Annotated in this window: 20 protein-coding genes; 15 read left to right on the top strand and 5 right to left on the bottom strand. The window is 68.7% G+C overall.

The annotated features are described in order from the left end of the window. The first annotated feature begins 309 nt into the window (after nt 1-309). The 3 genes from AMK10_RS30930 to AMK10_RS30920 all read left to right on the top strand — a co-directional run bounded on the left by AMK10_RS30930 (nt 310) and on the right by AMK10_RS30920 (nt 5,247). Entirely contained in the window at nt 310-822 is a 513-nt protein-coding gene (locus tag AMK10_RS30930) for an SRPBCC family protein (RefSeq protein WP_073752104.1), read from the top strand. A gap of 135 nt (nt 823-957) precedes the next feature. After that, on the top strand, nt 958-3,306 hold the full coding sequence (locus AMK10_RS30925) for an FdhF/YdeP family oxidoreductase (RefSeq protein ID WP_073752103.1): 2,349 nt from the start codon (nt 958-960) through the stop codon (nt 3,304-3,306). 528 nt (nt 3,307-3,834) lie between these two features. Continuing rightward, a complete protein-coding gene (locus tag AMK10_RS30920) occupies nt 3,835-5,247 on the top strand; it encodes an aminotransferase class I/II-fold pyridoxal phosphate-dependent enzyme (protein WP_079180930.1) in 1,413 nt (470 codons plus the stop codon). A gap of 34 nt (nt 5,248-5,281) precedes the next feature. Here AMK10_RS30920 and AMK10_RS30915 read toward each other — a convergent pair whose 3' ends face one another. Both AMK10_RS30915 and AMK10_RS37820 read right to left on the bottom strand, forming a co-directional pair. Further along, nucleotides 5,282-5,608, bottom strand: a complete 327-nt coding sequence (locus tag AMK10_RS30915) for a plasmid stabilization protein (protein ID WP_073752102.1) — start codon at nt 5,606-5,608, stop codon at nt 5,282-5,284. Between the two features lie 286 nt (nt 5,609-5,894). After that, nucleotides 5,895-6,254 (bottom strand): hypothetical protein, encoded by a 360-nt coding sequence (locus AMK10_RS37820; protein ID WP_198959829.1) that lies wholly within the window; start codon nt 6,252-6,254, stop codon nt 5,895-5,897. A 360-nt stretch (nt 6,255-6,614) separates the two neighbouring features. Between AMK10_RS37820 and AMK10_RS30905 the strand changes: the two genes are divergently transcribed. Further along, nucleotides 6,615-7,052: an NUDIX hydrolase gene (locus AMK10_RS30905; protein WP_079180929.1), complete on the top strand. Its 438-nt coding sequence runs from the start codon at nt 6,615-6,617 to the stop codon at nt 7,050-7,052. Between the two features lie 225 nt (nt 7,053-7,277). On the opposite strand, the gene AMK10_RS30900 is transcribed toward AMK10_RS30905, so the two are convergent. Together AMK10_RS30900 and AMK10_RS30895 are read right to left on the bottom strand one after the other, a co-directional pair. Continuing rightward, nucleotides 7,278-8,255: an alpha/beta hydrolase gene (locus AMK10_RS30900; protein WP_073752101.1), complete on the bottom strand. Its 978-nt coding sequence runs from the start codon at nt 8,253-8,255 to the stop codon at nt 7,278-7,280. 452 nt (nt 8,256-8,707) lie between these two features. Beyond that, nucleotides 8,708-11,341, bottom strand: coding sequence for a DEAD/DEAH box helicase (locus tag AMK10_RS30895; protein WP_073752100.1), 2,634 nt, complete (start codon nt 11,339-11,341; stop codon nt 8,708-8,710). Between the two features lie 113 nt (nt 11,342-11,454). Here AMK10_RS30895 and AMK10_RS30890 point away from each other — a divergent pair, with 113 nt between their 5' ends. The 8 genes from AMK10_RS30890 (at nt 11,455) to AMK10_RS30855 (ending at nt 22,015) form a co-directional block, all read left to right on the top strand. Next, a complete protein-coding gene (locus AMK10_RS30890) occupies nt 11,455-13,026 on the top strand; it encodes a helix-turn-helix domain-containing protein (protein WP_073752099.1) in 1,572 nt (523 codons plus the stop codon). After that, nucleotides 13,026-13,601: a transcriptional regulator gene (locus AMK10_RS30885; RefSeq protein WP_073752098.1), complete on the top strand. Its 576-nt coding sequence runs from the start codon at nt 13,026-13,028 to the stop codon at nt 13,599-13,601. Before AMK10_RS30890 ends, AMK10_RS30885 begins: the two co-directional genes overlap by 1 nt. Before the next feature lie 288 nt (nt 13,602-13,889). Continuing rightward, nucleotides 13,890-15,389, top strand: a complete 1,500-nt coding sequence (locus AMK10_RS30880; RefSeq protein WP_443333126.1) for an ISL3 family transposase — start codon at nt 13,890-13,892, stop codon at nt 15,387-15,389. Nucleotides 15,390-16,170: 781 nt separating this feature from the next. Further along, complete coding sequence (locus AMK10_RS30870; RefSeq protein WP_073752094.1) at nt 16,171-17,403, top strand: esterase/lipase family protein; 1,233 nt, start codon at nt 16,171-16,173, stop codon at nt 17,401-17,403. A 314-nt stretch (nt 17,404-17,717) separates the two neighbouring features. After that, entirely contained in the window at nt 17,718-17,885 is a 168-nt protein-coding gene (locus tag AMK10_RS37525) for a hypothetical protein (protein WP_158070911.1), read from the top strand. A gap of 373 nt (nt 17,886-18,258) precedes the next feature. Next, complete coding sequence (locus AMK10_RS30865; protein WP_073752092.1) at nt 18,259-18,549, top strand: hypothetical protein; 291 nt, start codon at nt 18,259-18,261, stop codon at nt 18,547-18,549. 2 nt (nt 18,550-18,551) lie between these two features. Further along, complete coding sequence (locus AMK10_RS30860) at nt 18,552-18,896, top strand: DUF6233 domain-containing protein (RefSeq protein ID WP_073752090.1); 345 nt, start codon at nt 18,552-18,554, stop codon at nt 18,894-18,896. A gap of 401 nt (nt 18,897-19,297) precedes the next feature. Beyond that, nucleotides 19,298-22,015, top strand: a complete 2,718-nt coding sequence (locus AMK10_RS30855) for a serine/threonine-protein kinase (RefSeq protein ID WP_073752087.1) — start codon at nt 19,298-19,300, stop codon at nt 22,013-22,015. On the opposite strand, the gene AMK10_RS37150 is transcribed toward AMK10_RS30855, so the two are convergent. Next, a complete protein-coding gene (locus AMK10_RS37150) occupies nt 22,003-22,242 on the bottom strand; it encodes a hypothetical protein (RefSeq protein WP_073752085.1) in 240 nt (79 codons plus the stop codon). The genes AMK10_RS30855 and AMK10_RS37150 overlap by 13 nt on opposite strands. A 393-nt stretch (nt 22,243-22,635) precedes the next feature. Between AMK10_RS37150 and AMK10_RS30845 the strand changes: the two genes are divergently transcribed. The 3 genes from AMK10_RS30845 (at nt 22,636) to AMK10_RS30835 (ending at nt 25,142) form a co-directional block, all read left to right on the top strand. After that, complete coding sequence (locus AMK10_RS30845; RefSeq protein ID WP_143194994.1) at nt 22,636-23,217, top strand: hypothetical protein; 582 nt, start codon at nt 22,636-22,638, stop codon at nt 23,215-23,217. 224 nt (nt 23,218-23,441) lie between these two features. Next, nucleotides 23,442-23,906: a hypothetical protein gene (locus AMK10_RS38305; RefSeq protein WP_079180967.1), complete on the top strand. Its 465-nt coding sequence runs from the start codon at nt 23,442-23,444 to the stop codon at nt 23,904-23,906. A 624-nt stretch (nt 23,907-24,530) separates the two neighbouring features. Further along, nucleotides 24,531-25,142, top strand: coding sequence for a TetR/AcrR family transcriptional regulator (locus AMK10_RS30835; RefSeq protein WP_073752083.1), 612 nt, complete (start codon nt 24,531-24,533; stop codon nt 25,140-25,142). Nucleotides 25,143-25,429: the final 287 nt, after the last annotated feature.

Here is a 25,429-nt window from a genome sequence, read left to right as displayed (position 1 = left end):
GCCGGAGCCGCGGAGCAGGGCCGGTCGGTGACGGTAGCCGCCCCGTGACGTGTGGCTTCCCCGGATGCCCCTCGGGTTTGTCACAAACCCTTCGCCACATCCGCTGGCCCACGGGCGCGTGCGAAGCGCACCGTACAGCCTGGGCCGGGGCGTCGGGCCAGTATCGGCGGTGAACAGGCACCCGGGTGGAGGCCGCGGCGGCCCATGCCCGCCGTGAGAGCTACGGCGGCGAACCGTCCAGGGGTTGGTTAGCGTTGCAGAGGGTACGCGGCATGCACTCACCCAGGTGGCGCGGAGAGGCGGAGCGTAATGAGCGTGATCGAAGGCTCGGTCGACGTGAACGTGCCGGTCAGGGCGGCATACAACCAGTGGACCCAGTTCGAGAGTTTCCCCCAGTTCATGGACGGCGTGGAGCGGGTCGACAAACCCCAGGCCACCCTCTCGCACTGGGTGACCCGCTTCGGTGGTGTGACCCGGGAGTTCGACGCGAAGGTTGTCGAGCAGCATCCCGACGAGCAGGTGAGCTGGTGCAGCCTGGAGGAGCCCCACCACATGGGGTCCGTGCTGTTCGAGCCCTTGGGCGACACTGCGTGCCGGGTGACGTATCACGTCGAGTTCACTCCGCAGGGCCTGGCCGAGCGGGCCGGTGATGCGTTCGGCGTGGTCCGTCGCCGGGTCCACAGCAGTCTGCGGGACTTCAAGGAGTACATCGAAGGCCAGGGCAGGGAGACCGGTGAGTGGCGCGGAACCATCAGCGGTGGCCATGTGCAGCCGCATGCCGAGCCGGAGTCCCGGCCGGTGCCGCACTGGCCCACAGGTTGAACGCAGCCCACCCCTGGTCGTGAGATATGCCAACGCCAAGGCAGCCGCCTGGTGGGTGGGGGGATATCGGCCGTCGGTCACCCGTTCGGGCGCTCTGCTCGCACGAAACGGCGGTACTGAGCGAAAGGTTGACACGTGCGAGAGTCATCGACCGGGGACCCTGGTGGAGAACAGGCGAAAATCACGCCGCCGAAGACATGGGCAGCCGGGGTACCGGCGGTCGCCCACGCGGTTCAGTACTCCCTGGCCGAGACGTCGCCGCAGCGTACGGCGCTGAACCTGCTCGACCTGAACCAGGTCAAGGGGTTCGACTGCCCGGGCTGCGCCTGGCCGGACCCCGACCCGGGCAACCGGCACCTCAATGAGTACTGCGAAAACGGTGCGAAGCACACCAACGACGAGGCCACCACTCGGCGCATCACCCCCGAGTTCTTCGCACGCCACTCTGTCACCGACCTGGCGCGGGCCTCGGACCGTTGGCTGAACCAACAGGGCCGGCTGACCCGCCCGATGGTCAAGCGGCCGGGCTCCGACCACTACGAGCCGATCAACTGGGACGAGGCCCTCGGGCTGCTGGCCGAGGAACTGCGGAGCCTCGACACTCCCGACGAGGCGGTCTTCTACACCTCGGGGCGGGCCGGCAATGAGCCCGCGTTCGTCCTCCAGCTCTTCGCCCGTGCCCTGGGCACCAACAACCTGCCTGACTGCTCCAACATGTGCCACGAGTCCAGCGGAACCGCTCTCCACGAGACGCTGGGCATCGGCAAGGGCGACGTAAGTCTGGCGGACATCCATCACGCCGACCTCATCCTCACTCTGGGCCAGAACCCTGGCAGCAACCACCCCCGCATGCTCTCGGCGCTGGAGGAGACCAAGCGCAGGGGCGGCGAGATCGTCGCCGTCAACCCCCTGCCTGAGGCGGGCCTGATGCGCTTCAAGAATCCGCAGAAGGCGAGCGGGGTGATCGGCCGAGGCACCAACATCGCCGACCAGTTCCTCCAGATCCGTCTGGGCGGCGACCTCGCTCTCTTTCAGGCCCTGAACCTCCTGCTGCTCGAAGCCGAGGAGGCCGAGCCAGGGACCGTACTGAACCGCTCGTTCATCGACGCCCACACCCAAGGCTTCGACGAGCTCGCCGACCACCTGCGCCGCACCGTCTCCTGGCCCGATGTCCTGGCCGCCACGGGACTGAGCCGGTCACAGATCGAAGAACTGCGGGACCGGGTCCTGGCCAGCGAACGGATCGTCGTCTGTTGGGCGATGGGCCTCACCCAACAGAAACACGCGGTGCCCACCATCCGCGAGGTGGTGAACTTCCTCCTCCTGCGCGGCAACATCGGCAGGCCCGGCACGGGCGTCTGCCCGGTGCGTGGACACAGCAACGTCCAGGGCGACCGGACCATGGGCATCTGGGAACAGATGCCGCAAGACTTCCTCGACGCGCTGGGACGCGAGTTCTCCTTCACTCCTCCGGCCGCACACGGCCTGGACACGGTGAATTCGATCCGTGCCATGTCCGAGGGCCGGATCAAGGTCTTTCTGGGGCTCGCGGGCAATTTCGTACGAGCCACTCCCGACAGCGACTTCACCGCGGACGCGATGCGCCGTTGCCGTCTCACCGCGCACATTTCCACAAAGCTCAACCGGTCCCACGCGGTGTGTGGCGACACCGCACTGATCCTTCCCACGCTGGGCCGCAGCGAGCGGGACCACCAGAGCGGCGGCGAGCAGTTCATCACCGTCGAGGACTCCATGAGCCAGGTGCATGCCTCGGCAGGGCGCCGGGAACCGGCCTCGAAGCACCTGCTCAGCGAAGTGGCGATCCTGAGCAGACTCGCCCGCCGCACACTCGGGGACCGAGTGCCCGTTCCGTGGGCGGACTTCGAGGCGGACTACGGGCACATCAGGGAGCGCATCGCCCGGATCGTTCCGGGCTTTCACAACTTCAACGCCCGGGCGTCGAGGCCGGGCGGCTTCGGCCTGCCGAACCCGGTGAACGACGGCGTCTTTCCCACGCCCAGCGGCAAGGCGCTGTTCACCTGCAACGACTTCGAGATGCTGCGTGCCCCGGCGGGGCACCTGCTGCTCCAGACGCTGCGCTCGCACGACCAGTGGAACACCGTGCCCTACACGACGAACGATCGCTACCGGGGCATTCACGGCTCGCGCCGCATTGTCATGGTCAACCCGGTCGACCTGCGTGCCCTCGGCCTGGACGACGGCGCGCAGGTCGACGTGGTCGGTGTCTGGCGGGACGGTACCGAGCGCCGGGCGGAGAACTTCCGGTTGGTTTCATACTCCACACCACCGGGCTGCGCCGCCGCGTACTACCCCGAGGCCAACGTCCTCGTACCGCTGGACAGTGTGGCCGATCAGAGCAACACCCCTACGTCCAAAGGGATCCTGGTCCGCTTGGAGCCGCGTAACAATGCCGCGCATGGCAGCACGGAGCCGCTCGGCGCACCGCAGGATGGCGCACGGTAATCCCGGGCGGGCCGTCAGCAGTTTTGGGCCTGGTGGAAGACTGCAGCCGTGCGGGTAGCGGCTCGTCGCCCGCTTGCGCGCTCGTCTCCGTGCTTCGTGAGAAGCGGAGCCGTCTGGACGCAGAGGGCGGGTAGCGTCTGCCGCGCGAAGGCCGCAGTTCGGTTCTGCATCGTGCCGGATGGCCCAGCGGATGTGTCGACGGATGAGCTCAGGGGTACCCGTGGGCAGTCAATGTCCGCCTTGCCCGCGTGTCGATCCCTCTTCGCGTGGCGTTGGCCCGTCAACGGATCGGAACTCAGTGAACGAGAAGAAGGATCCTCTGTCGACCGCCCGTCAAGTCCGGGACCGGTTCTCACCCATTCTCTGACAGCGCGCGAACCGCTGCACCGACCAGGGTGAGCTGACTCTGGCCCGTGGGTCGCAGCGTCGAGAGAACGCTCATGGCCCCTGCCGCGAGTCATTTGGGACGCCCGTGCAGTCTCCGGGCCGGCCTCGCCCTATCCGCCTCCACGTACTGGAAGCCACATCATGGATCATACGAAAGCACCCGTTCTGGACGCACTGCGCGCCTACCAGGCACAAGAACAACTGCCGTTCACACCGCCCGGTCACAAGCAGGGGCGTGGAGCTGACCCTCGGGTTCGAGCTGCCCTGGGAGACGCGCTCTTCGACGCAGACATGCTCGCGGTGTCGGGCCTGGACGACCGTACACAGTCACAGAAGGTTCTGGAGCGGGCGGAAGAGCTGATGGCCGACGCCGTCGGGGCCGAGCACACGTTCTTCTCCACCTGCGGTAGCTCGCTGTCCGTCAAGGCTGCCATGCTGTCCGTCGCCGGCCCGCACGAGAAGCTCTTGGTCGCACGCGACGCGCACAAATCCGTCATCTCCGGCTTGATCCTCGCCGGTATCCGCCCGGTGTGGGTCGACCCCCAGTGGGACCCTGATCTGCACCTCGCCCACCCGCCAGCCCCTGAGGCTTTCCGGTCGGCCCTCGAGCAGCATCCGGATGCCCGGGGGGCATTGGTCACCAGCCCCACCCCTTACGGAACCTGCGCAGACATCAAAGCCATCGCGACCCTGTGCCACGAACGCGGGCTACCAGTGATCGTGGATGAAGCGTGGGGTGCCCACCTGCCCTTTCACCCCGAGCTGCCCACCTGGGCCATGGACGCGGGCGCGGACGTCTGCATCACATCAGTCCACAAAATGGGATCCGGGCTCGAACAGGGATCCGTCTTCCACCTGCAGGGCGCCCTGGTCACTGCCGCGACCCTCGCCTCCCGCGCCGACCTGCTGGATACGACCAGCCCCTCGGTCCTCATCTACGCGGCCCTGGACGGCTGGCGCCGCCAGATGGTGGAAGGCGGCCACGAGCTTCTGGACGGAACGCTCCGCAGGGTTCGCCGTGTGCGCGCGGCCATCGAAGAGATCGACGGCCTGCACGTCAACGATCGCCAGGACTTCTGCGGACCCAAGCGCGCCTTCGACCTGGACCCCCTGCAAGTCTTCATCGACCTGAGCGGAGTCAGGTTCAGCGGATACGACGCCGCTGACTGGCTGCGCCGAAACCATCGAATCAACCTGCACACGTCGGACCACCGGCGCATCAACGCCACGCTCACGCACGCCGACGACGACACGACCACGACGCGGCTCCTGAACGGCCTGCGCGACCTGGTGGCCAGCGCCGACGAGCTGCCACCAGCCCCGAACATCCATATCCCGGACCCCGGCGACCTCCGTCTCCGTCAGGCGACACTTCCGCGGGATGCCTTCTTCGGCGACGTCGAGCAGGTTCATCGAAGATCGCCGCTCCTGCCATGCTCTCCCACTTTCCTGGCCGTCAGACCTTGTCTCCAAGGCCCGCCTTGCCGGTGCCGAACCCCTCGTCCAACGGATCTCGGTGGTGGACATCGCCGCCGCGTGCCTGTGCGCACCTGAGCTGGTTCCTCGCAAGCCGGCCCTCCTGCGAACGTCAGCGCCCCAGGGCCTTACGGAGCTGCTCCTTGTTCATGGAGGAACGTCCGTCGATGTTCTTCTTCCTCGCTTCCGCGTAGAGCTGGTCCCGCGTCGGGCCCTGTGCACCCTTGTGGGAGCGTTCGCCACCACGTTCGTAGCCGGACTTCTTGTCCTGGGTCGACGTCCTGCTCGCCGTTCTCGACTCGCCGGACCGGGCGCGTTCCTTGTTGACGGTCCTGGCCGCGATCTCCTTCGCACGGCCCTCCGAGGCGCCCTGCTTCTTCTGGCCCTCCTTGATGTGCTCGTACTGCCGCTCGCGCTTCTTGCTGGATCCAGCGGGCATGACGTACTCCTCGATCCCTCTGGTGGGCGTCGGGCCCGAGATTGCCCAGGATGCGGGAACGCCCACCGCCTTTCCCGTACACATCCCACTAAACGACGCACAACGCACAGTCGCCCCCGGAGCGGATCATGTGCACCAAGACGTGGTGCTGGTCTGGTGGGCGACTGAGCGTTGGATGACGCCGCTGCCCGGCCGAGCCACGCTTGCCGAGGTAGTCAGGGTGGAGTTCCGATATCCGTGCGGGTTCCACCCGGTGGCGAGGTGAGGCAGGGAGTCCGGCCCGTCTTCATGGACCGGTGAAGGAACGTTCGGGCAGCCGGGCGTTCTGGTGGTCGGTTTCCCCCACTGCAGAGCGCCGGGCCCTGCCCAGGTGAGGTTCGCGGCTGCAGACAAGCAGGCCGCACTCGGCCATGAGCGGAAGCCGCATTTGGAAGAAGTCCGTGACGACCCGGGGTGGGTTGGTCCAGGCGGTGTGGACCCGGCCGGGGTTGGCGCTGCCGGAGGGGCCGGTGGTGGAGATGCAGATCTGCGGGCCGGACAGGTGGTGTGTGCAGGCGGACGCTGCGGCGTGGGCGGGCACGTCCAGGGAGACGGCCAGGGCGAGGGCGGTGACGCCCACGGCCAGGAGGTGAAGGGGTTGGTACATGCTCCGCTCGACGAGCCGGCCCCGGCGGGGTGCCGGTGGGGCCGTGCAACGTCGAACGCCCCGCGACGGTTCATGCGGGGTCTTCGGAAGGTGTGGTGTCCCACGGGGGGTAGAACTGCCATACCGCCGTGGTGAAGAGCGGCGGGGGAGCCGGTCGCGGGCTGGTCGGCCCTGTGCGCGGGTAGTGGTGCGCGCGCCCTGCCACTCCACCGCTCTGGTTGGTCGAGCGGCTGCTCGGCGTCCGGGAGTCCGGCCCGCTGCCCGGGGGCGTGCGGCTCCTGGGCGGGGTGGTCGCGTGCACCTGGGCTGGCTGCTGCCGGAGGGCTCGGGCCGCTGCTGTTGTCTGGAAGAATTGCTTGTGTGACCCATGGAAATCCTGCGGCTACGCCGCCAGCGCAGATCGATCCCCTCGTTGTCGTCTCGGCGGCGGTTGTCGAGAAGGGGCAGCTTCTTGTGGTGAGCAAGAAGGCGGCTCCTGGGATCTTCTATCTTCCGGGCGGGAAGCCCGACGCGGGCGAGGAGGTCCTGGAGACGCTGGCACGGGAGTTCGAGGAGGAGCTCGGCGTCCGGCCCCTGGAGCCGAAGTTCCTGGCCGATGTCGAGGCGGTAGCCGCACTGGAGGGCGTCCCGATGAGGATGACCGTCTTCGAGGCGCGCCTGAGCGGGCATCCGACTCCTGCCGCTGAGTTGGCACACATGCGGTGGGTGTCCGGTCACGAGGCGGGTCTCGATCTCGCGCCCGCGCTACGAGACCACGTGCTCCCGCTCCTTCGGCGCAGGGGCGTGCTGGCGGCGTAGGGCGGCAAGCGGCAGATGTGCGCGGCATGACACGTGCGGCAGCGCAGAGCGCAAGGCCTTGCGACGTCGAACGCCCCGCGAGGGTGCGCGCGAGGCGTTCGGGGAGGCACGTCGTCCCGAGGGGGTAGAACCTGGCAGTCGACCCCGAGGGACGGGTGTGCCACACCATCAGGCCGTCAGGTTCTCAGGTTCTTGGCCGCGATCATCGGCCAGGAGCCAAAGGGGTCAGCTGTCGTGGAGTGCCTTGCGCAGGGCGTCGATGGCGAGGTGGCGGGCGACGTTCGCGGCGCGGGTGTCGCGCAGGCTGTCCAGGAGCAGGAAGTCGTGGACCATGCCGGCAACGCGGACGGACGTGACGTCGACACCGGCTTCGCGGAGCTTGTTGGCGTACATCTCGCCTTCGTCGCGCAGGACGTCGGCCTCGTCGGTGATGACCAGCGTGGTCGGCAGCCCCTTGAGCTGGTCGAGCGTCGACTGGAGCGGGGAGGCGTAGTGGTGCTTCCGCTCCTGCGGGTCGGGGGTGTAGGCGTCCCAGAACCACTTCATGCCGTCGCGGGTGAGGTAGTAGCCCTCGGCGAACTGGAGGTAGGACGGAGTGTCGAAGTCGGCGTTCGTCACCGGGTACAGCAGCACCTGGGCCTTGAGGTCGATGCCGTTGTCGCGCTCCTTGTTCATCAGCGTGAACACGGCCGACATGCATCCGCCGACGGATTCACCGGTCACCGCCACGCGGGAGGTGTCCATGCCGTGGTCGGCGCCGTTCTTGAGGGCCCACTGGCCCACGGCGTAGTTCTGTTCGATCTGCGTCGGGTACTTCGCCTCCGGTGCCCGGTCGTACACCGGGAACACTCCGACCGCGTTCGCTCCGACCACCAGCTCGCGGAAGAGACGGTCGTGGGTTTTGTCGTCGCCGAAGACCCAGCCGGCCCCGTGGATGTAGATGACCACGGGCAGGGTCCCTGTGGCGCCCTTGGGGCGGATGACCCGGGTACGTACCGTGCCCCACTCGCCGGCGTCGACGTCGACCCACTTCTCGTCGACCTCGGGCCGTTCCACACCCTCGCCGCTCTGCAGGCCGGCAAGGATGTCGCGGCCCTGCTCCGGCGGGACCTCGTAGATCCGCGGGTGCGGGTCGGTTGCTTCGGCCAGCTCGCGGGCGGCGGGCTCGAGGAAGGGGGTGACGGGCGGGGGAAGCTGCGTCATACAGACTCCAATGTGTGGGCGCCTCACCAGGCGCGGACCCCGAGCTCCGCATCCCATGCTCACCGGGACAGAGGGAGACGCAAGTCGATCAAGGCGACGGCATGGATCACAGTCCCCAGGAACCTGCCCGCCTCACCTGGCGGGCTGAGCCTCACCCCCGGACAGGTGGTGTGTGCAGTGCGGCGTGGGCGGGGCGTCCAGGGAGACGGCGACAGCCGGTCACGGGCTGGCTCGGGCTTCTATGCCGCCGCATACCTGTGTGCGCGCCCGCCCCGCCACTCAGCACCAAATCGGGCCGCCTCAGTCCTGCGTTCGGTGCGCTCTCTCCCGCCCTGTCCGCTCGGGCCGAGCGCGGCTACGCCCGCTTCCTCGCCACCACCCCGGCCGCCCCGCCGGGCACGGAAACGGCGCCTGCCCCGGAGGAGTCTCCGGGGCAGGCGCCGGGTGACTGATCAGGCCGCCCAGTCCAGCCCGAGCGCGGCGAGGACGGCGAGTTTGTCAGCGGCCAGCTTGGCCCTGCGGGTCTTGCTGTTCGTCAGAAACACACCCAGCTTCACCCCGTGTTCCTGGCCGTTGATGACCACGGTTTCGATGTGGGCTCGGGGGACGGTCAGGGTTCCGGTACGCGCCTTGTACTGCTCCAGTGCGAGGACTCCTCGCTCGAACGCCCCGGCCGTGGACGCCGTCTTCTTCTTGGCCGGTGTTGCGGGCAGGGGTGTCAGCCCGAGCCCTTCCAGTCGCTGCCGCTGCTCGGGCAGCAGTGCCTGCCACACCGCGTGTTCGCGCTGCCGGTTGATCCAGGCGCCGACATCGCACCCGTGGACGGTCACCCCCGGCAGCACGTCGGTGAGCCCGCCCTCTTCGGCCAGGAGGGTGCGTGCGGTGGCGTAGTGCCGCTGCCACTCCACCGACCAGTCAGGGGCCCACTCGGGGTCGATGCTCTCCAGCGCGGCCCGCCGTTCCGCCGCCCGCTCCTGGTCCTTGCCGAGTCCGCCGGCCTTGCGGAGATTGGCGAGCCACTGACCGACCGCCACCCCCTCCACTGTGGCGTCCTTCGGGGCGGCGAGGGTGCCGTGCACCGCGTGGTAGGCGCGGGCCGCGGTGAGGTTCTTCCAGAATCCGGCGTCCGCGACTGACCACACCATCCCGAGTTCGTTCAGCAGATCAGCCCGCCATGCCTTGAGTGTGCCGAGGCGGAACGCGCGGCGCTGCTCGCTGACCCATGCGCCCAGCGCATAGGGGATGCGGTCCTCGCCGAGCTCCACCGACGCGTCCAGTGGCACCTGTGCGTCGTCGTGCGCGGTCACCCAGTGGCGCAGGGCGTTGTATCCGGTGAGCCAGATCTCCGAATCGGGGTGCAGGACCCGCGTGCGCAGGAACAGCGCGATCGTTCCGGGGTCGCGGGGGAGGGAGAACCGCAGCAACGGCACCCCGGCACCCGGGTGTTCCTCCTCGTCCGCGCTGTCCTGCTGGCTGTCGACCGTGCCGTCCTCTGCGGCTGACCCTGTCTCCTCGTCCGTGCCCGTTGTCTCCTCGGTGCCGCCCTCGGCCTCGTCCTCCTGGTCTTGGTGCTCGTCGCCGTCGTCGCTGTCCTCGCGGACCGGGTCGAGGGCGACGACGGAGGTGGCCGTGCCCCGGGCGGTGGTGGTGGCCAGGGCTAGACGCTGGATGACCCGGGCGTCATGTGCGCGCAGGCCCTGGAGCACGGCAACCAGGCTGCGGTAGCTGGGGGAGGCCATCATGTCGGAGGGGTCCTCTCCGGGTTCCAGGAAGACGGGCACGATGATGCGGGACACCTTGCCTTCGCCGGGGTCCTGGCGCAGGCCCCGCCCGATGATCTGGACGATTTCCACGGGTGAGCTGCGTGTGTCCGCGAAGACGACGGCCCCGACACCGCGCTTGCCCCGGATATCAACCCCCTCACCGAGGACGCGGCAGCTGGAGAGGATACCGAGGTCGGTGACCCATCCGTCCGCGTCGATGCCGTCCGCGAAGCGGTCCAGCACGGCCCGGCGGTGTGCGGCGGGGTGCTCTCCGGACAGCCACTCGGCACCGACCCGTCCCGGGTAGGTGACCGGGTCGGTGGAGTGGAGCTCGGCCGCCGTCTCCGGCAGGGCGCGGGCGAACGCCATGGCGTCCAGGGTCCGGGAGTGGAACGTCATGAACGACCGCGCCCCCGTCTCGTCGGCGTGCTTGAGCAGCGCCTCCTGGAGCGCGGCGAGCCGCCGGCCCCGCCGCTCCTCCAGCGGGGCGTCCGGTCCGGGGGCCTGCGGGTCGCGGATCTCCAGGACGTCGATCTCGAACCGCGCGAGGACGCCGCGCTCGACGCTCTCCATCAGCCCGAACTCGAACAGGACCGGGCCGTAGAGGGATGCGTCGTCCATGGACGCGACCAGGCGCCCGCCGGTCTCGTCCGCGCCGGCACTCCCGGGCGCTGCCTCCCACAGGCGGGGGGTGGCCGTCATGTACAGCCGCCGCTCCGCCGGAATCCGGCCCTGGTCGTGGACGGACGCCCACGCCTTACCAAGATCGCCCGAAGTTCTGTGGGCCTCATCGACCACCAGGAGGTCGAAGGGGGGCAGGGTCTGGCCGTACGAGCCGCGCAGCGCCTGCTCCAGGACGCCCGGCGCCGCGCCGTTCTCCTCGTCGTCCTGGTCGTCGGCGAGTCCTTGCGGGGACAGGCTCGCGTACGTCGCGAACACCAGCATCGGGCCGGACCGCGTCCCGGCCCACAGGGCGAGTTGGGTGGGGTTGGTCGTGCACCGCACGGTCAGCGCTTCCAGCAGCGGATCGTTGCCGAGGCTGCACACCGCGACGGCCGGGGCGGTATGCCCGACGGCCCGCCAGGCTTCCACTGTCTGGGTGAGGAGATCGAGGGTGGGGACCAGGACGCCGACCAGGCCCCGGGGGACCATCCGCAGCGCGGCCACGGCGGCAGTGATCGTCTTGCCGGAGCCGGTGGACATGTGGACCTGAGCGCGCAGGCCCTGTGCGGGCACCGTGCCGTCCACGGGGAGGGGCATGCCCTCGATGATCGAGTCCACGGCCTCGACCTGGTGCGGTCGAAGCGCGATAACACCCTGCATGCCCACTCCCTCACGGCTCGTTGTGCTGACGACCGTAGCGCACTCCGCCAACACATGTTCAATGAACGTCCAAACTGCCGTCTGAATAGGTCCAAATGTTGTAGGGTCGCGGTATGAGTCAAGAGACCAGCGTGGAAGCGCTCCTGGAAGAGGCGCGGCTGAACGCCTCGATTCCGCCCCCGGCCGAGCGCCAGCGCCTGCGGGAGGCGGCGAGCCTGTCCCGCGCCCAGGTCGCCGCAGCGGTCGGTGTCGGGCGGACCACGGTCGCGAACTGGGAGACCGGCCATTCCGACCCCACCCCGCCCGGACGCCTGCCCTACCTGCGCCTGCTGAAGGGCCTCGCCGAGATCTACCCGGCCCCCGCCACCGAGCCCGCGCCGGAACCCACCGCGGATCCGGCCCCCGCCCCCGTTCCGCCCGCGTTCGTCGCGGCCCCCGAGACGCTGCGCGGCCCGGACGGACGCGCGATCGAGGGCGACCCGGGCCCCTGCATCCGATGCGGCGTCACGACCACCTACCAGTCCACCGACCATCGACCCCTGCACTCCGGTGCCATGTGCCAGCCCGCCGGCCCCGGCGCCACCCCGGCCGCGCCCAGCGCCCAGGCGCCCGCACCGGCCGCAGCCCCGGCGGCACCCGTGCCCGCCTCGCCGACCCCGGCACCCACCTACAACCGCCCCGAGCGCCGCGCCCGCTCGGCGGCCCGCGCGCAGGCTGACACCACCCTGCTCATCAGCCGCGCGGTCCAGGAGGAGGCCGAGCGAGCCGGCGGGGACGAGGAAGCCGCACTCAAAGCCCTGATCAAGCGAGCCATCCCCGACGTCATGGCGCTGTTCAACGAGACCCGGGCCACGGCCCGCTACGACTACACGGCCTACCCGGCGCTCCCGGACATCCTGAAGAAGCCGTCCAAGAAGGACCCTGACCTGATCTGGGAGGCCCGCCCCAAGTTCCACCACCCCGGCTACTCCCTGCGCGCCCCAGGCGACGTCAAGGTCACCGCGCTGGACGTGAACGCGGCCTACTTGAGCGCCCTGAAGTGCTGGCTGCCGATCGGGAAGCTGGAGCACAGCACCGGCACCGATGGCGTCGACCCGAAGCGCTCCGGAGTCCACCTGATCACCCCCGCCCCCTGGGAGCACCCGCACCTGCCCGACCCGATCGGCGACCGCGACGAACCCGGCGCCCTCTGGGTCACCAACTCAACGCTGCGCCTGCTCCAGCGCCTCTCAGGCCCCAGGTACGGCCTCACCGACGCTCCGGTCATCCATGAGTCGTGGACGTCCGGCGCGACGGAGAACTTCCTGGACGCGCTGCGCAAGCTGCTGTCAGCCGCCCGCGATGAGGCGATCGAGAACCGGGACACGCTGACGCTGGAGTACGTCAAGGCGATGTACAGCAAGCTCATCAGCACCATGGGGGAGTCGATCCACAACAGGGAGATGGTCCGCCCGGACTGGATGCACATCATCCACTCGCAGGCGTACGCGAATCTGTGGGGCAAGGCGTTCAAGGCCTCCACGGCCGGGCTCGACGTCGTGGCGATGATGGGCACCGACGAGCTCCACGTCACCGGTGACTGGAGGCAGGTGTTCCCGGAGGGCCGGGGTGTGTCGCAGATGAAGGTCAAGCACGGCGAGGGCAAGGCCACCGGTGAGTACACCGTGGGCACGGTGGCCCGCTGATGGCCGGCCGCTGGATGGACCTCGGTGCGCTCAACGCCCGGGGCCTGCCCGGAGCGGACGCACTGGGTGTCGCGATCGAGCGCATGGTGACCGGCATCGCCTCGCCCGTCGACAGCGACCGCGGCCTCGCCGCACGCCTGAACTACCTGACCAAGACGGATGCCGGGTACGAGGCCATGGACCGCGCGGGCATCCATGTCTCACCGCGCACCCTCATGGCCTGGCTCGCCGAGGAGCGCACCCCGAACAAGGCGAACAGGTCGAGGTTGGATGCCGCGTACTGGGATCTGCGGCGCCGCAACGTCGCGGCCGATCTGAAGAAGCGGCTCAACAACCAGGGCCGCGGTACCCGTGTCGAGATCAACCCCGTCGACCAGACACGTGTGGAGGGCAGGTATCAGCGGGACCTGTCCAGCCGCAGCATCACCGTGCGCGGCGTCTGGGACCGCGCCGTCGATGCATGGATGAACGACGACTTCGACGAACTCGATGCCGTCTGGGACGACATCATCGAGGACCTCGGATCCGAGTACGACGCGTACAGCAACGTCTCCTCGGTCGGCTGGGCAGCCTGAGGCCGGCACGAGCGCCCCGCCCCCGGCATTGGAGCTGCCGGGGGCGGGGCGCTCGCATGCTGGCTGGAGCCTGGCATGGGGGGTTGCTGAGGTTCGCGGAATGGCCGCTGTGGCTTTGTTTACGAGAACGGGGTTCTGGCACACATTCCGTGAGGACGATCAGTGAGGTTTCGCCACGGTGACGTGCCGTCATCTGGGACCGTGGTGCGGTGTGATGACTTCATAGCCGTGCTGTTTCCGCACTTCAGTGCGGTTCTGGTGGAGCGGGTGTTCACGGAGTGCGGCGTGATGCGCATCGTGGCGAGGACCCTCGATGGCACTGCTTCGTGCCCGGACTGTGAGTGTCCGTCGGCTCGTGTGCACAGCTGCTACGAGCGTCGCCTCGCCGATACTCCGGTCGGTGATCAGCCGGTGCGCATCAGGCTGACGGTGCGGCGGTTGTACTGCGACAACACCCGGTGCGGACGCCGTACGTTCGTCGAACAGGTCGCAGGGCTGACGTTCCGGTACGGGAGACGCACGCCTGCTGCACGCCGGGTCCTGGAGGCCGTGGCCGTCGCGCTCGCCGGCCGGGCCGGGGCCCGGCTGGCCGTATCACTGCACGATGCGGTCAGCCGGACTACGCTGCTGCGGCTGCTGATGGCGCTTCCAGATCCCTTCTGGGAAGTGCCCAAGGTGCTCGGAGTCGATGACTTCGCCACCCGGCGCGGGCAGCACTACGGGACCGTGCTCATCGACTGCGAGAGCCGCAAACCGCTCGCCCTGCTGCCGGGACGGGACGCGGAGACGCTGGCCACATGGCTGCGTGAGCATCCCGGGATCGAGGTGATCTGCCGGGATCGCGCTGGCTCCTACGCCGAAGGCGCCCGCATCGGGGCACCACAGGCGGTCCAGGTCGCCGACCGCTTCCACCTGTGGCAGAACCTCGGCACCGCAGTGGAACAATGTGTGCGCCGGCACACCGGATGCCTGCCGTCACCCATCTCCGGCCCGGGAGACCCTCCGGAAATTGAACCGCCGCTGGCAACGGAGATGTCGCCGATCGAAGCCCGCATCCGTGAACGTCACGCCATCGTCCACGCCCTCCTCCACCAAGGCCATGGCATCCGGGAGATCGCCCGCGAGTTGCACATAGGCGGGAACACGGTCCGCCGATGCGCCCGCGCGGCAACCCCCGAGGAGTTACTCGGCGGTCGGCGGCAATCACGGCCCAGCCAGCTCGACCTCTACAAGTCCCACCTGGACAATCGCTGGGCAGAAGGCATCACCAACGCGGTCCAGCTCCACTCCGAGCTCCAGGGCCTCGGCTACCGCGGCAGCTACCAGATCATTAGCCACTATCTGCGGCCACGACGCCGACGCCGGATCCGCGTCGTCGGGCCCGCGCCACCAGGACTCCGACAAGTCACCGGGTGGATCATGCGTCACCCCGACCGACTCTCGGAAAGCGAGGGAAAACAGCTGGCCGAAACCCTTACCCGTTGCCCGGAGCTCGCGGCGGCTCACCGTCTCGTCCGCAGCTTCGCTGCCATCCTCACAACGCGCACCGGCCAGCACCTGAAGGACTGGGTCGTCAGCACGCGAGCCGAGGAACTTCCCGGCCTCCACTCTTTCGCCACCGGCCTGGAGAAGGACTGGGACGCCGTCGTCCGGGGCCTGACGAGCCACTGGAACTCGGGTCCCGTCGAAGGCCGGGTCAACCACATCAAGATGGTCAAGCGCCAGATGTTCGGCCGCGCCAAACTCCCCCTGCTCCGCAAACGGGTACTTCTCACCGCCGCCCGATGATGGCCTGCTCAGGTAGGACGAAGCCGTAGGAGTACGTACTCCGACGGTCGGCAGAGGGTTCGAACAACCACGTTGGTGACGACGAAATACCCCGGACTCACCCAACCATCCTCTTTGCTCACAAACCTTGGACCGTCCTCGCGGTAGTAGCGACGTAACACTCGGCGCAGCAGCGGAGTCCCAGCCACCAACAGAACCGGAGCTGCGACGACTGCACCGACCGTCACGCCAAGCCGGACCGCATAGATCCTGGCCACGCTCTCTATCCGCATCTCTCCAGTCTGCCGATCAGAAGAAGATCGTCCACCGCTCTCACGGAATGTGTGCCAGAACCGAGAACGGACAGCAGGTGTTCACCACTTCGGGAGGCACCGCATGCGGCACTGTTCGATTGCCTCCGCCCACGTACAAGCCCGTGGGATGCATGCTGGTCAAACTGCCGATCAATCTCCCCGGGTGCAATCTCTCGCGCGATCCGGACAGTTGCGGCACGTGACTCGAAGCGCGATCAGCCGGATGAATGATCGGGGTCTGCCCTGCTCTGGCCGTTCTGGACCGACAGGGTTCGTGTTCATGTAGGAAACGCTTCGCTCTCGTCAGGTCGGCGGGCGTGCGGCCGCACATCAGAACGTTGTAACTGTCCGCATTCATTCTTGTTCACAGAGTGACGCATGTGATGTCGTTGTCCTGCCGGGAACGGAGCAATGCCACAAGGCCCGGGCCCGGCCTGCAATCCGTAAGGAGGGGCTCCGCCCCCACGCGGTCTCACGAAGGAAATGTCATGAGTACCACCGAGGAGCAGGCCGCCGAGGCCTTCCAGTCGGGTTCCCCGATCGTCCTGGCGCCCGGCCCGCGCACGACCGACCGCATCCCGCCCCCGCCCACCGACGTCTGGGACCTCCCCCACGGCACCGCATGGGTCTACCACGGAGAAGGTAACAGCGGGCTCACCCGCCCGGTCATCCTGGCGGACGGGTTCAGCACCGGCCCCAGCGACCTCAGCCTCACCTGGGAGCAGCTGGAATACGGCCCGTTTCCGCTGCTGAGCGAGCTTCGTCGCCGGGGCCGCGATGTCGTTCTCGTCGGCTACCACGAGCGCAGCGCGTCGATCCTGGAGAACGCCGAGGCGGTGATGGCGGCCGTCACCGAGGCGATCGACCGTCGTATCGGCGACCATCCGCTGGCCGTCGGCGGCTTCAGCATGGGCGGCCTGGTCACTCGTTATGCCCTGGCCAAGATGGAGACGGAAGGCATCGAGCACGAGGCCCAGCTCTACTACTCCTGGGACAGCCCGCACACCGGCGCGTGGATCCCCGTCGCCCTCCAGGCGTTCGCGCACTACACCAAGAAGCTCGACCCCCGCTTCTCGGACCAGATCAACAGCCCGGCCGCCCAGGAACTGCTCTGGCAGCACATCGCGGACTGGCAGGACAAGCCCGCCACCAGCGAGCGGCGCCTGGCGTTCCTGCGCGCGCTGGAGGAGGTCGGCAACTGGCCCCGGGACAGGGCCACCCGCCTGATCGCCCTCGCCAACGGTCCCGGCGACGGCGCCGGCAACGGTGTGGCCCCCGGCGCCGAGGCCCTCACCGGCAAGGGTCTGGCCGTCACCGGCACCGAGCTGCACACCCAGTCCCAGGGCGGCGACCAGCTGGTGGCCAAGCTCCGCGTGGTCACCCTCCCCACCCGCGAGATCCGCACCAGCGCTCTGCCCGACATCGACGGCGCGCCCGGCGGCACCCTCCACGGCTTCGGCATCCTCGCCGACACGCTGAACGACCTCCCGCCCGCGCTGGGCTTCGGTGTCGTCAACCCGATCCGCGAGCACTGCTTCGTCCCGGCCGTCAGCGCCATCTCCCTGCGGGAGCCGGCCACCCACGACGACCTCTACAACCCGATCAGCGAGGACGACCTGGAGGAGACGCCCTTCCACGCCGTCAAGCTCGCCTCGCAGAGCGACACGCACACCCTGATCACCGAGGAACTCTCCACCTGGTTCCTGGACCAGCTGCCGTAACAGCCGGCAAGCATCGACTCAGCCGCCCACCGGCGCCTTGGCACCGGTGGGCGTTCGATTTCAGCAGGTACTCAGCTGCCTCCCGAAGTGGTGAACATCTGCTGTCCCATTTTCATGAACAGAGCCAGCCGCTGAGCGGCCCGTGTGAGCCTTCATCAGCGAGTACACGTGCCTGGCCGAGACGACCTGGCCAGGTAGGTGATCAGGTAATTTGTCAATTCACCAGATTGGGTGCCATTCGCCCAAATGGAGCATGAGGGCATCCAGTCTGGACATGCCCATGAAGGGAAATTCCCGAGGAAAGGAGCACGAAAATGGCTATCACCGCCTACGAGAATCTCCAGATCGTCCGTGGGACCGTTGCGGCCGACGGAACCCGGACCGCCGGCCACGGCTTCAAGGTCACGAAGGTCAGCACCGGCACGCATCCTCACCTTCAACAACGACTTCGCGGAGGTGCCGTCGGTCGTTGCCACGCTTGACGGTAACGCGTGGTCCCTGCTGGACAACGCCCACGCCGGCGGTGCCACGACTGAGAGGGTGACGGTCCGCACGGGCAACTCGAACGGTGTCGTCGCCGACCGTCCCTTCCACTTCATCGCCATGGGCTGACCCGGCGAGGAGCTCTCCCCGGCCGTTGACGGCGGCCAGCGTGAGCGCGCCGCCCCCCGGCATTGGAGCTGCCGGGGGACGGCGCGTTTCGCATCGTAGCCACCGAGCGCCGGAATCCTCGTGCATTCAGGGGGCGGTCCGGTGTGGCAGTCGCCTTCCAAAATCGAACAGACGTAGCATTGTGGCGGGTCTGCCTTCGACTTCCCCCAGGACCTCCTCGACGCCCAAGCCGCCCTCAATGAGGTGCAGGCCGAGCGCGACGAGTTCGCCCAGCTGCTGCCGTGGTCGGCCGAGCCGCTGCCCGGCTGGACGGCGGACAAGAAGCTCCACAGCGACTACCGCCCCGAGAAGCCGGACAGCCCCGGCTACACACCGGAGGAAGCCGAGCGCCTCGCCGGATACCGGGCCCGGATTCTGGAGCTGACCACTCAGGTACTGACACACCCGTACTGGGCGACGCTGGAGGGCCCGGACCGCGTGGCAGCCCGTACCGCCCTCAAGCACGTCCACGATCCCGCCGGACCCGACGCGTAGCCATGACCGACGACATCCCGACCTCCCACGCCATCAGCGACCTGGAGAAAAACCGGGCCCTCCTCGAATGGCTGCGATGGCAGCTCGGGCAGACCGAGCGCCGCGTCCGGGAACTGGAGATCCAGGAAGCCCAGGAACAGGCACGCCGCGAGCGGGCACGGGCCGAGATGGCATGGAAGATCCAGCCCCAGCGCTCCTCCTCGGTGGCGCTGCTCCACCGTGGAGGCTGCGCCACCTACCCGGACCCGGTCGGGCTGATCTCCCGCGAGGACGCGATGGTCGCACTGGCCGAGCCGGGCACCGAGCCGTGTCAGTTCTGCCGACCGGACACCGGACTTCGAGGTTGAACTGACACCGCCGGCCGCGCCGCACTCGGCCTGCCGCTGTCTGCGCCGCCGTGTACTCATGCGCGCGCTGCCCTACCACTCCACCCACTCCGGCAGCTGCCCCCTGTCCGGCAGCCCGGCACGTCGCAGGAACCCGACGACGTCCTGGACGTCGAAGACGAGTCCGGCGAACGCCTGCTGGTGGGGCCTTCGGGGGCGTCGCGCAGTCGCAGTACGTCAGACACGAGTGACATGCCAGTGGGGCACTTGGCTGCGAGGTCTGTATCCCAAAGCCGTTCCTGGAGATGGAACTCGCAACGGTTGGCGAGTCGTCTTCGTCGAGTAGGGCATGGCTGCGCCCCGTGATGAGCTGTGGCTGGGCTGACGTTGTGAGTGCGTGATCACCGGTTGTGGGAGTGGGTATGGACGAGTTACGGGTTGCGGACCCGCAGGTGGTTGGCCCGTACCGGTTGCTGAAGCGGCTGGGTGGGGGCGGAATGGGGCAGGTCTTCCTGGGGCGTTCGCCCGGGGGCCGGCTGGTGGCGGTGAAGGTGGTGCGCCCTGAGCTTGCCGGTGATGCGGACTTCCGTCGCAGGTTCGTCCGGGAGGTGGAGGCGGCGCGGCAGGTCGGGGGCTTCTACACGGCTCATGTGGTGGATGCGGATCCGGCGGCCGACCCACCGTGGCTGGCTTCCGCTTACATTCCTGGTCCTTCGCTGCAGCAGGCGGTCAGCCTGCACGGGCCACTGCCGGAACGTGCGCTGGGTAGGCTTGCCGCCGGTCTCGCGGAAGGGCTGACGGCGGTGCACCGGTGGGGAATGGTGCATCGCGACCTCAAGCCTGGGAACGTGCTGCTGGCAGGGGACGGCCCGCGCCTGATCGATTTCGGCATCGCCCGCGCAGCCGAGGACACCCAGCTCACCGGAACCGGGATGGCCATCGGTACACCCGGGTTCATGGCCCCGGAACACATCATCGGCAATCAGGCGGGGCCGGAGTCGGACGTGTTCGCGCTCGGCGCTGTGCTCACCTTTGCAGCCACCGGCCGGCTCCCGTTCGGGGTGGGCGCTGCCCACGCGGTGAACTACCGCGTCGTTCATGAGCCCCCGGATCTGTCAGGGCTGCCCCCGTCCCTCGGGCCGTTGGTCGCGGACTGCCTGGCCAAGGAGACCGGACGGAGGCCGACCCTGGCACAGCTGCTCGACCAGGTCATCGTCCCGGACACCACCGGGGCGTCGTGGCTGCCGTCCGGTATGACCTCGATGATCAGCGAGCGGGACGTTCCCGCTCCGGCCTCTGTCGGGACGTTCTTCGGCGGAACTGACCCGTATCCCGCCGGAGCCGGAGGGCGTAGTACGAGGCGGGGACGACGACGGGCACGCGAGGAGCAGGAGCGGGTAGCCGAACGGGAGCGGCTCAGGCAACGAGGGCAGCGGTGGCTGATCAACGCGGAGGAGGTGTGTTCCCATATCACCGGCGTGCAGCAACGTACGCAGGCACTCGCGCACCTCGCGGCGAACGTTCAGCCCGGCAATCCGGCACGCGGCGCCTTCCTCGTCGTGGAGGCGCACCGATACGCGGCCACTGCTACGGACGTCTTGGCCCATATTCAGGCGCTCGCCACCATCGTCACGGCCTTGGCCCCGACCGACCAGGCCCGTGCGCGGACCGCGGCCGAGCGGGCCGAGGGTCTGGCCCTGGCGATCCGGGGGCGGCGCCAGCGCAAGGTCCGTGAGGACGCCTTGCTCGCCGCCGCCGAGGCTCTTGCCCCCGTCGAACCTGAACGAGCGGAACGGATGGCCAGGAGTGTTGAGGGAGACGATGACGTTCTGCTGAGCGTTGCTGAGGGGATGGCGGCAGCGGACCCCGACCGCGCCGAACGGATCGCCCGGGAGCTCGCCGACCGGCAATACCACGAGGGGCTGATCGGTTGGACCCTTCATGGCATTGCGGAGGCGCAGGCTGTCAAGGACCCCGACCGCGCCGAACGGCTCGCCCACGAACTCACCGGCAAGATGGAGCAGACCACCATCGACCGGCTGTTCAGGGACATCGCTGCAGGTCTGGCCCGCAGTGACCCGCGCCGTGCCGAGCGGACCGTCCTGTTCATCCATGCAGCGTGGGTCCGAAGCATGGCGCTGTCCGCAATAGTCTCCGCCCTGATTCCCGTGGATCCGGAGCAGGCACTGCGTATAGCCAACGGCACGGACGACACCGCTTCCTCAGGGCTGGCGCAGGCCGAGTTGTTCAGACAACTGGTGCGGACTGATCCTGAGCGGGCCGAGCGGGTGGCCCGCAGCACGATCGGGGAGGAACCACGCGCGGAGTCCCTGTTCGAGTTGTTTCAACAGCTGCGCGAGGAACGGCCTCAGCAGGCATGGCGTGTCGCCCGGTCCATCCCGGCGGATCAGCCACGGCTGCGAGCCGCCGTGCTGAACGTCCTCGCCGAGGACCTGAGCGAAAAGGACCCTGCGCGAGCCGAACAACTCGTTCAGGAGGCCGAGCACATCGCGTCGCAGATCTCCGATCTGGAAGAACGCGAGTCCACCCTGGCTCACATCGCCAAGACGCTCGCCTGCACCGACCCCGCCCGGGCGCGCGCAGTGGCTACCAGCCTCACTGAAACAGCCGCGCGCGCCGATGTCCTTCGGTTCCTGGCCCTCCTGCTGAAGGAAACCAGCCCTGTTCAGGCAGAAGACCTCTTCGAGGAGTTCGTACGCACCGCGCGCGAGATCACCGATCCCGATGAGCGGCAGCTCGCGCTGGTGGAAGGAGTCCGGACATCGGCGGAAAGCGAACCGCGGTGGGCGATCAAGCTTGCCCTGGAAACCGCGGCGCAAGAAGACGAAGACAGCGGCTGGTTGCTGGAGAACCTGACACAAGCTCTGGTCGACTTCGTACCCGAGACAGCCGAACACATCGCCACCCAGGCCGTTCACACCGCCCGGGGCGTGCAGGACAAAGACACCCCGCGCGACACCTACGCACGCCTACCCCTGACAAGGCTGGCGCTGATCAATCCCAGGACGGCAGCCCGCCTCACCATGAATCACCAGCCGGCCGAGGAGCGGGACGAACTCCTGCTGGACCTCGTCTACGCGATGGTGAAGGAAGCATGCACCACCGATCACCCAGCATGACCAAGGCAGCCGACACCACCGGCCGCGCCGGCCCTCGCCCTACGCAGCCGCGTACGCGTGCGCGCCCGCCCCGCCACTCCACCCACTCCGGCAGGTGGGAGCCCGGCACGCCGCAGGAACTCGATGACGTCCTGGTCCTCGTAGGCGAGCCCGACGATCTGCCCACGGATGGTGACCCGCCGCCCGCCCGTGGGGGAGGGGTGGTGAATGACGATCGGAGTGCTCATTTCTCCAGGGTGCGGCTCCACGCCGGTCCCAGCATGCCGGGCAGGCGCCTGGAGTCGCGCCGTGGGGCGGGGCGTCGCACACCAGGTACATGAGCGAGGAACAGACGCCCTGGCATCCGGCCGAGTTCGTACCGGAGAGCGGGATCTACGCGTGCGACTGCGGCGAGGGCCACCACTGGAGCACCGTGACTGCTGAACGCAACTGATCTGACGCAGTCCTCCGGCGGCCAGCCGGTCATCACCTGACTGAACACGCCCCGGGTTCGTCGTCGTCTTCGTCAGACCGTGGCCGGCCACGTCCAACGGGAAGCGTTGTTGGGTTGGTGCGGGGGTGGGTTGGTACCTGGGTGGGGGAGGGTGGCCGGCAGGTGTGCGTTGGAGGGTGGTGTGTTGGTGGAGTGGGACTGGTGGACGGTGGAGTTCGGGGACGTGCACGCGGGTGCCGCGGGGGTGTTGATCGGCGGGAGGGAGCCGGGGCCGGTGTATTTCGATGTGGGAAGCGGTTCGCACGTGCCGTCGACGACGCACTGGACGGTCTACGACGGTCGTTTGCGCCGCCCGCGCGCTGAGGCCTTGCGCGGGGTGTGCGCGTGCGGCTGGCGCGGGGCCGCGGAGTATCCGCTGGACTGGGCGGCGATCGGCGATCAGACCCTGCACGAGGCGGACATCGACCTGGCCGGTCCGCTCGCGGACTGGACCGCGCACCTGTCCGTCGTCCGCGACAAGACGGTGCCGCTGCCGGAGCCCTTGGCCACGTTGTTGGTCGAGATTGCCGACCAGCTGAACACCACCGCCGTGGACACGCCGCTCGCCGCACTGCGCGCCGCCGGTGTGCTGGAGCGCATTACCACCAGGGCTGCCGGGGCGGCCGCGGGCATGCTGGACGTCGACGTGTCCGCCGAGGCGGTGGCCACTGCCCTTGGCACCAGCCGGTCCAAGGCTCTGATCCTGCTGATGACCGGGCGGGACCGGTAGCGGATACGGCCCGCAACGGATGGCCGGCGTCCGGGGAATCCGGCAGCCTGCCGCGCCGGCATCAGGGTCCCGCCGCCGACTGACCGGCCTCGAATCCCTCAGTCCGCGCGGTGTGCGGCGGGCCGAGAGGCGCCGGACGAGCAGTGCTTCCTCGAACTGTCCGCTCGGCGCACGGCTTGGCCCTACGATGAAGGTCTGCGCCGATGCTGGGAGTTCAGGTGGACATGGCTGAGCACACCCCGGATTACCCGCCCAGGACCCCGCCCCCACCCAAGCGCCCGCTCTCCCCACCACGCCCGGAGACCGGCCTGCAAGGGGCCAGGGCCCGGATGCAGGTCCGCAACCGGCGCAGCGCCAACTGGTCGCTGGAGGCCGCCCCGTGGTCCGCGAGGAAGGCGACCGGGCACGTCCTGGACCGGCTCCATGAATGGGGCTACCGGGAAGCCGACCAGGCCGCCGCCGACCTGACCGATCTCCTGGTGCGCACCGCCGTCGCGGACGGCGGCCGCCGCGTCTCCGTCCACCTCGCCGACCAGGACCGCCAAGCGCTCATCGTCGCTCTGTCCCACCAGCCCGGCCCCGCCGCCACCGACGCGGTCCTTCCTGAGCTCACCGCCCTTGGGGCGGTGGCGTGCGGCACCGACACCGCTGACGATGGACGTCGGCTCTGGGCGATCCTCCCTCTGTAGAACCCACAGGAAGCACCCAGCGCCGCTCGCGCGGCGTTTCAGCAACATCAGCTTGCCTGGCCCGTCCGGACCCTTCGGGATGATCGGGTCCTCACCGCCCCCGTCCTCGCTGCCGCCCGCGCGGCCGTCGACTGGGCCTGGCGGTCTTCCCGCTTCCGATCGGCGGGCGGGTTCCCGAGCCCGGGTGGTAGCGCCAGGCCACTGTGGTGCCCGAGCGGCTGCCGGAGCTGCTTGCCGGGCGGAGCGTCGGCGTCGGCTGCCGGTCGAAAGCCGGAGGCCGCCCGCCACGGCTACCGAGCCGTTTGCGATTCGCGGCCTGCGGAGCGGCCTGGGAACCCGGATGTTAGCCATGACGTGCTCAAACGCGGGTGCGTAACCGGCCTGACCCGGGGTGGGTAGGCCGGTGGGCCGTCCTGCAGTGAATGTCTCGCAGGCGGCGTGCTGCGGCGGGACTGCTCTCGGGAGCCTTGCCAGTGGCCGCCGCATCCTCGGCCGCTTCAGGTTGTGCATGTCTGAGAGTCGGGCCGAAGCCCATCATCGAAAACCCCAGTTTCGAAAACTTGATTTTCGATTGGTTGGGTGGCTACAGTTCTGGTGTCAGCTACGGGCCGATCAGGAGCAGTCATGACCGAGGCACCACCCGCGTCACGCCGCCGCAAGCTCACCGCGGAGCGGGAACGTGAGCTGCTGCGTGTGACGGCGGAACTGGTCGGCGAGGTCGGCTACGAGCAGGTGACCATGGCCGCGGTCGCGCAGCGGGCGAAGTGCAGCACGGCGACGCTCTACCGGCAGTGGGAGAGCAAGCCCCGGCTGGTGATCTCGGCCTGGGGTGCCCTCACCAGTGAAGCTGGTAACGACCTGTCGCGCATCGACACCGGCAGCCTGCGCGGCGACCTGATGGCCGTCGTGCGCCATCTGGTGGCTGATGACCCGGTGAAGGACACCTTCACCTCGGTGCCCGCCGCAATCGTCCAGGACGAGGACCTGATGGAGATCGTGCGCGAGATCCTGATTCATCCAATCCTGCGCGACCTGGCCCACCTCTTCGAGCGGGCGGTGACCAGGGGGGAGATCGACGCCAGCAACCCTGTCATCGCTCTGGCGGACCAGATCGTGATGGGTCCGCTGCTCGCGCAGACCATTCTGCGCGGGACCCCGGCGACCCAAGAGTTGATGGAGAACGTCGTCGACCTGGTTCTTCTGCCCGCCCTCACCGCGCAACCGCGCGCCCTGTGACCTGATCCAGTCCTGACCGGTACTCCGGCCGTGCCAGCAAGGCACCGCCGGCGGCCCGCCACACCCTGACAGCGGCCACGCGGTCGCTCGTCTGCTTCCGCATGCCCTCTCAAGGCTTCTGCGTCTACATCGCCGCAGGCGTCAGGGCACCGCGCGCCCAAAATCACCTCAGATTCGGAGCTCTTCTCGTGGCTACTTTCCTGCACAAGATCGGCGGTGGCGCGTTCAGGCGGCGCTGGCTGGTCGTCCTTCTCTGGGCATTGATCCTGGGCGCCGTCGGCGCCGGT

This window comes from Streptomyces sp. CB02058 (assembly GCF_001905505.1).
In the GTDB taxonomy this organism is placed as follows: domain Bacteria; phylum Actinomycetota; class Actinomycetes; order Streptomycetales; family Streptomycetaceae; genus Streptomyces.
The sequence above is the reverse complement of the archived record's forward strand: the minus strand, read 5'-3'. Positions and strand labels throughout refer to the sequence as shown.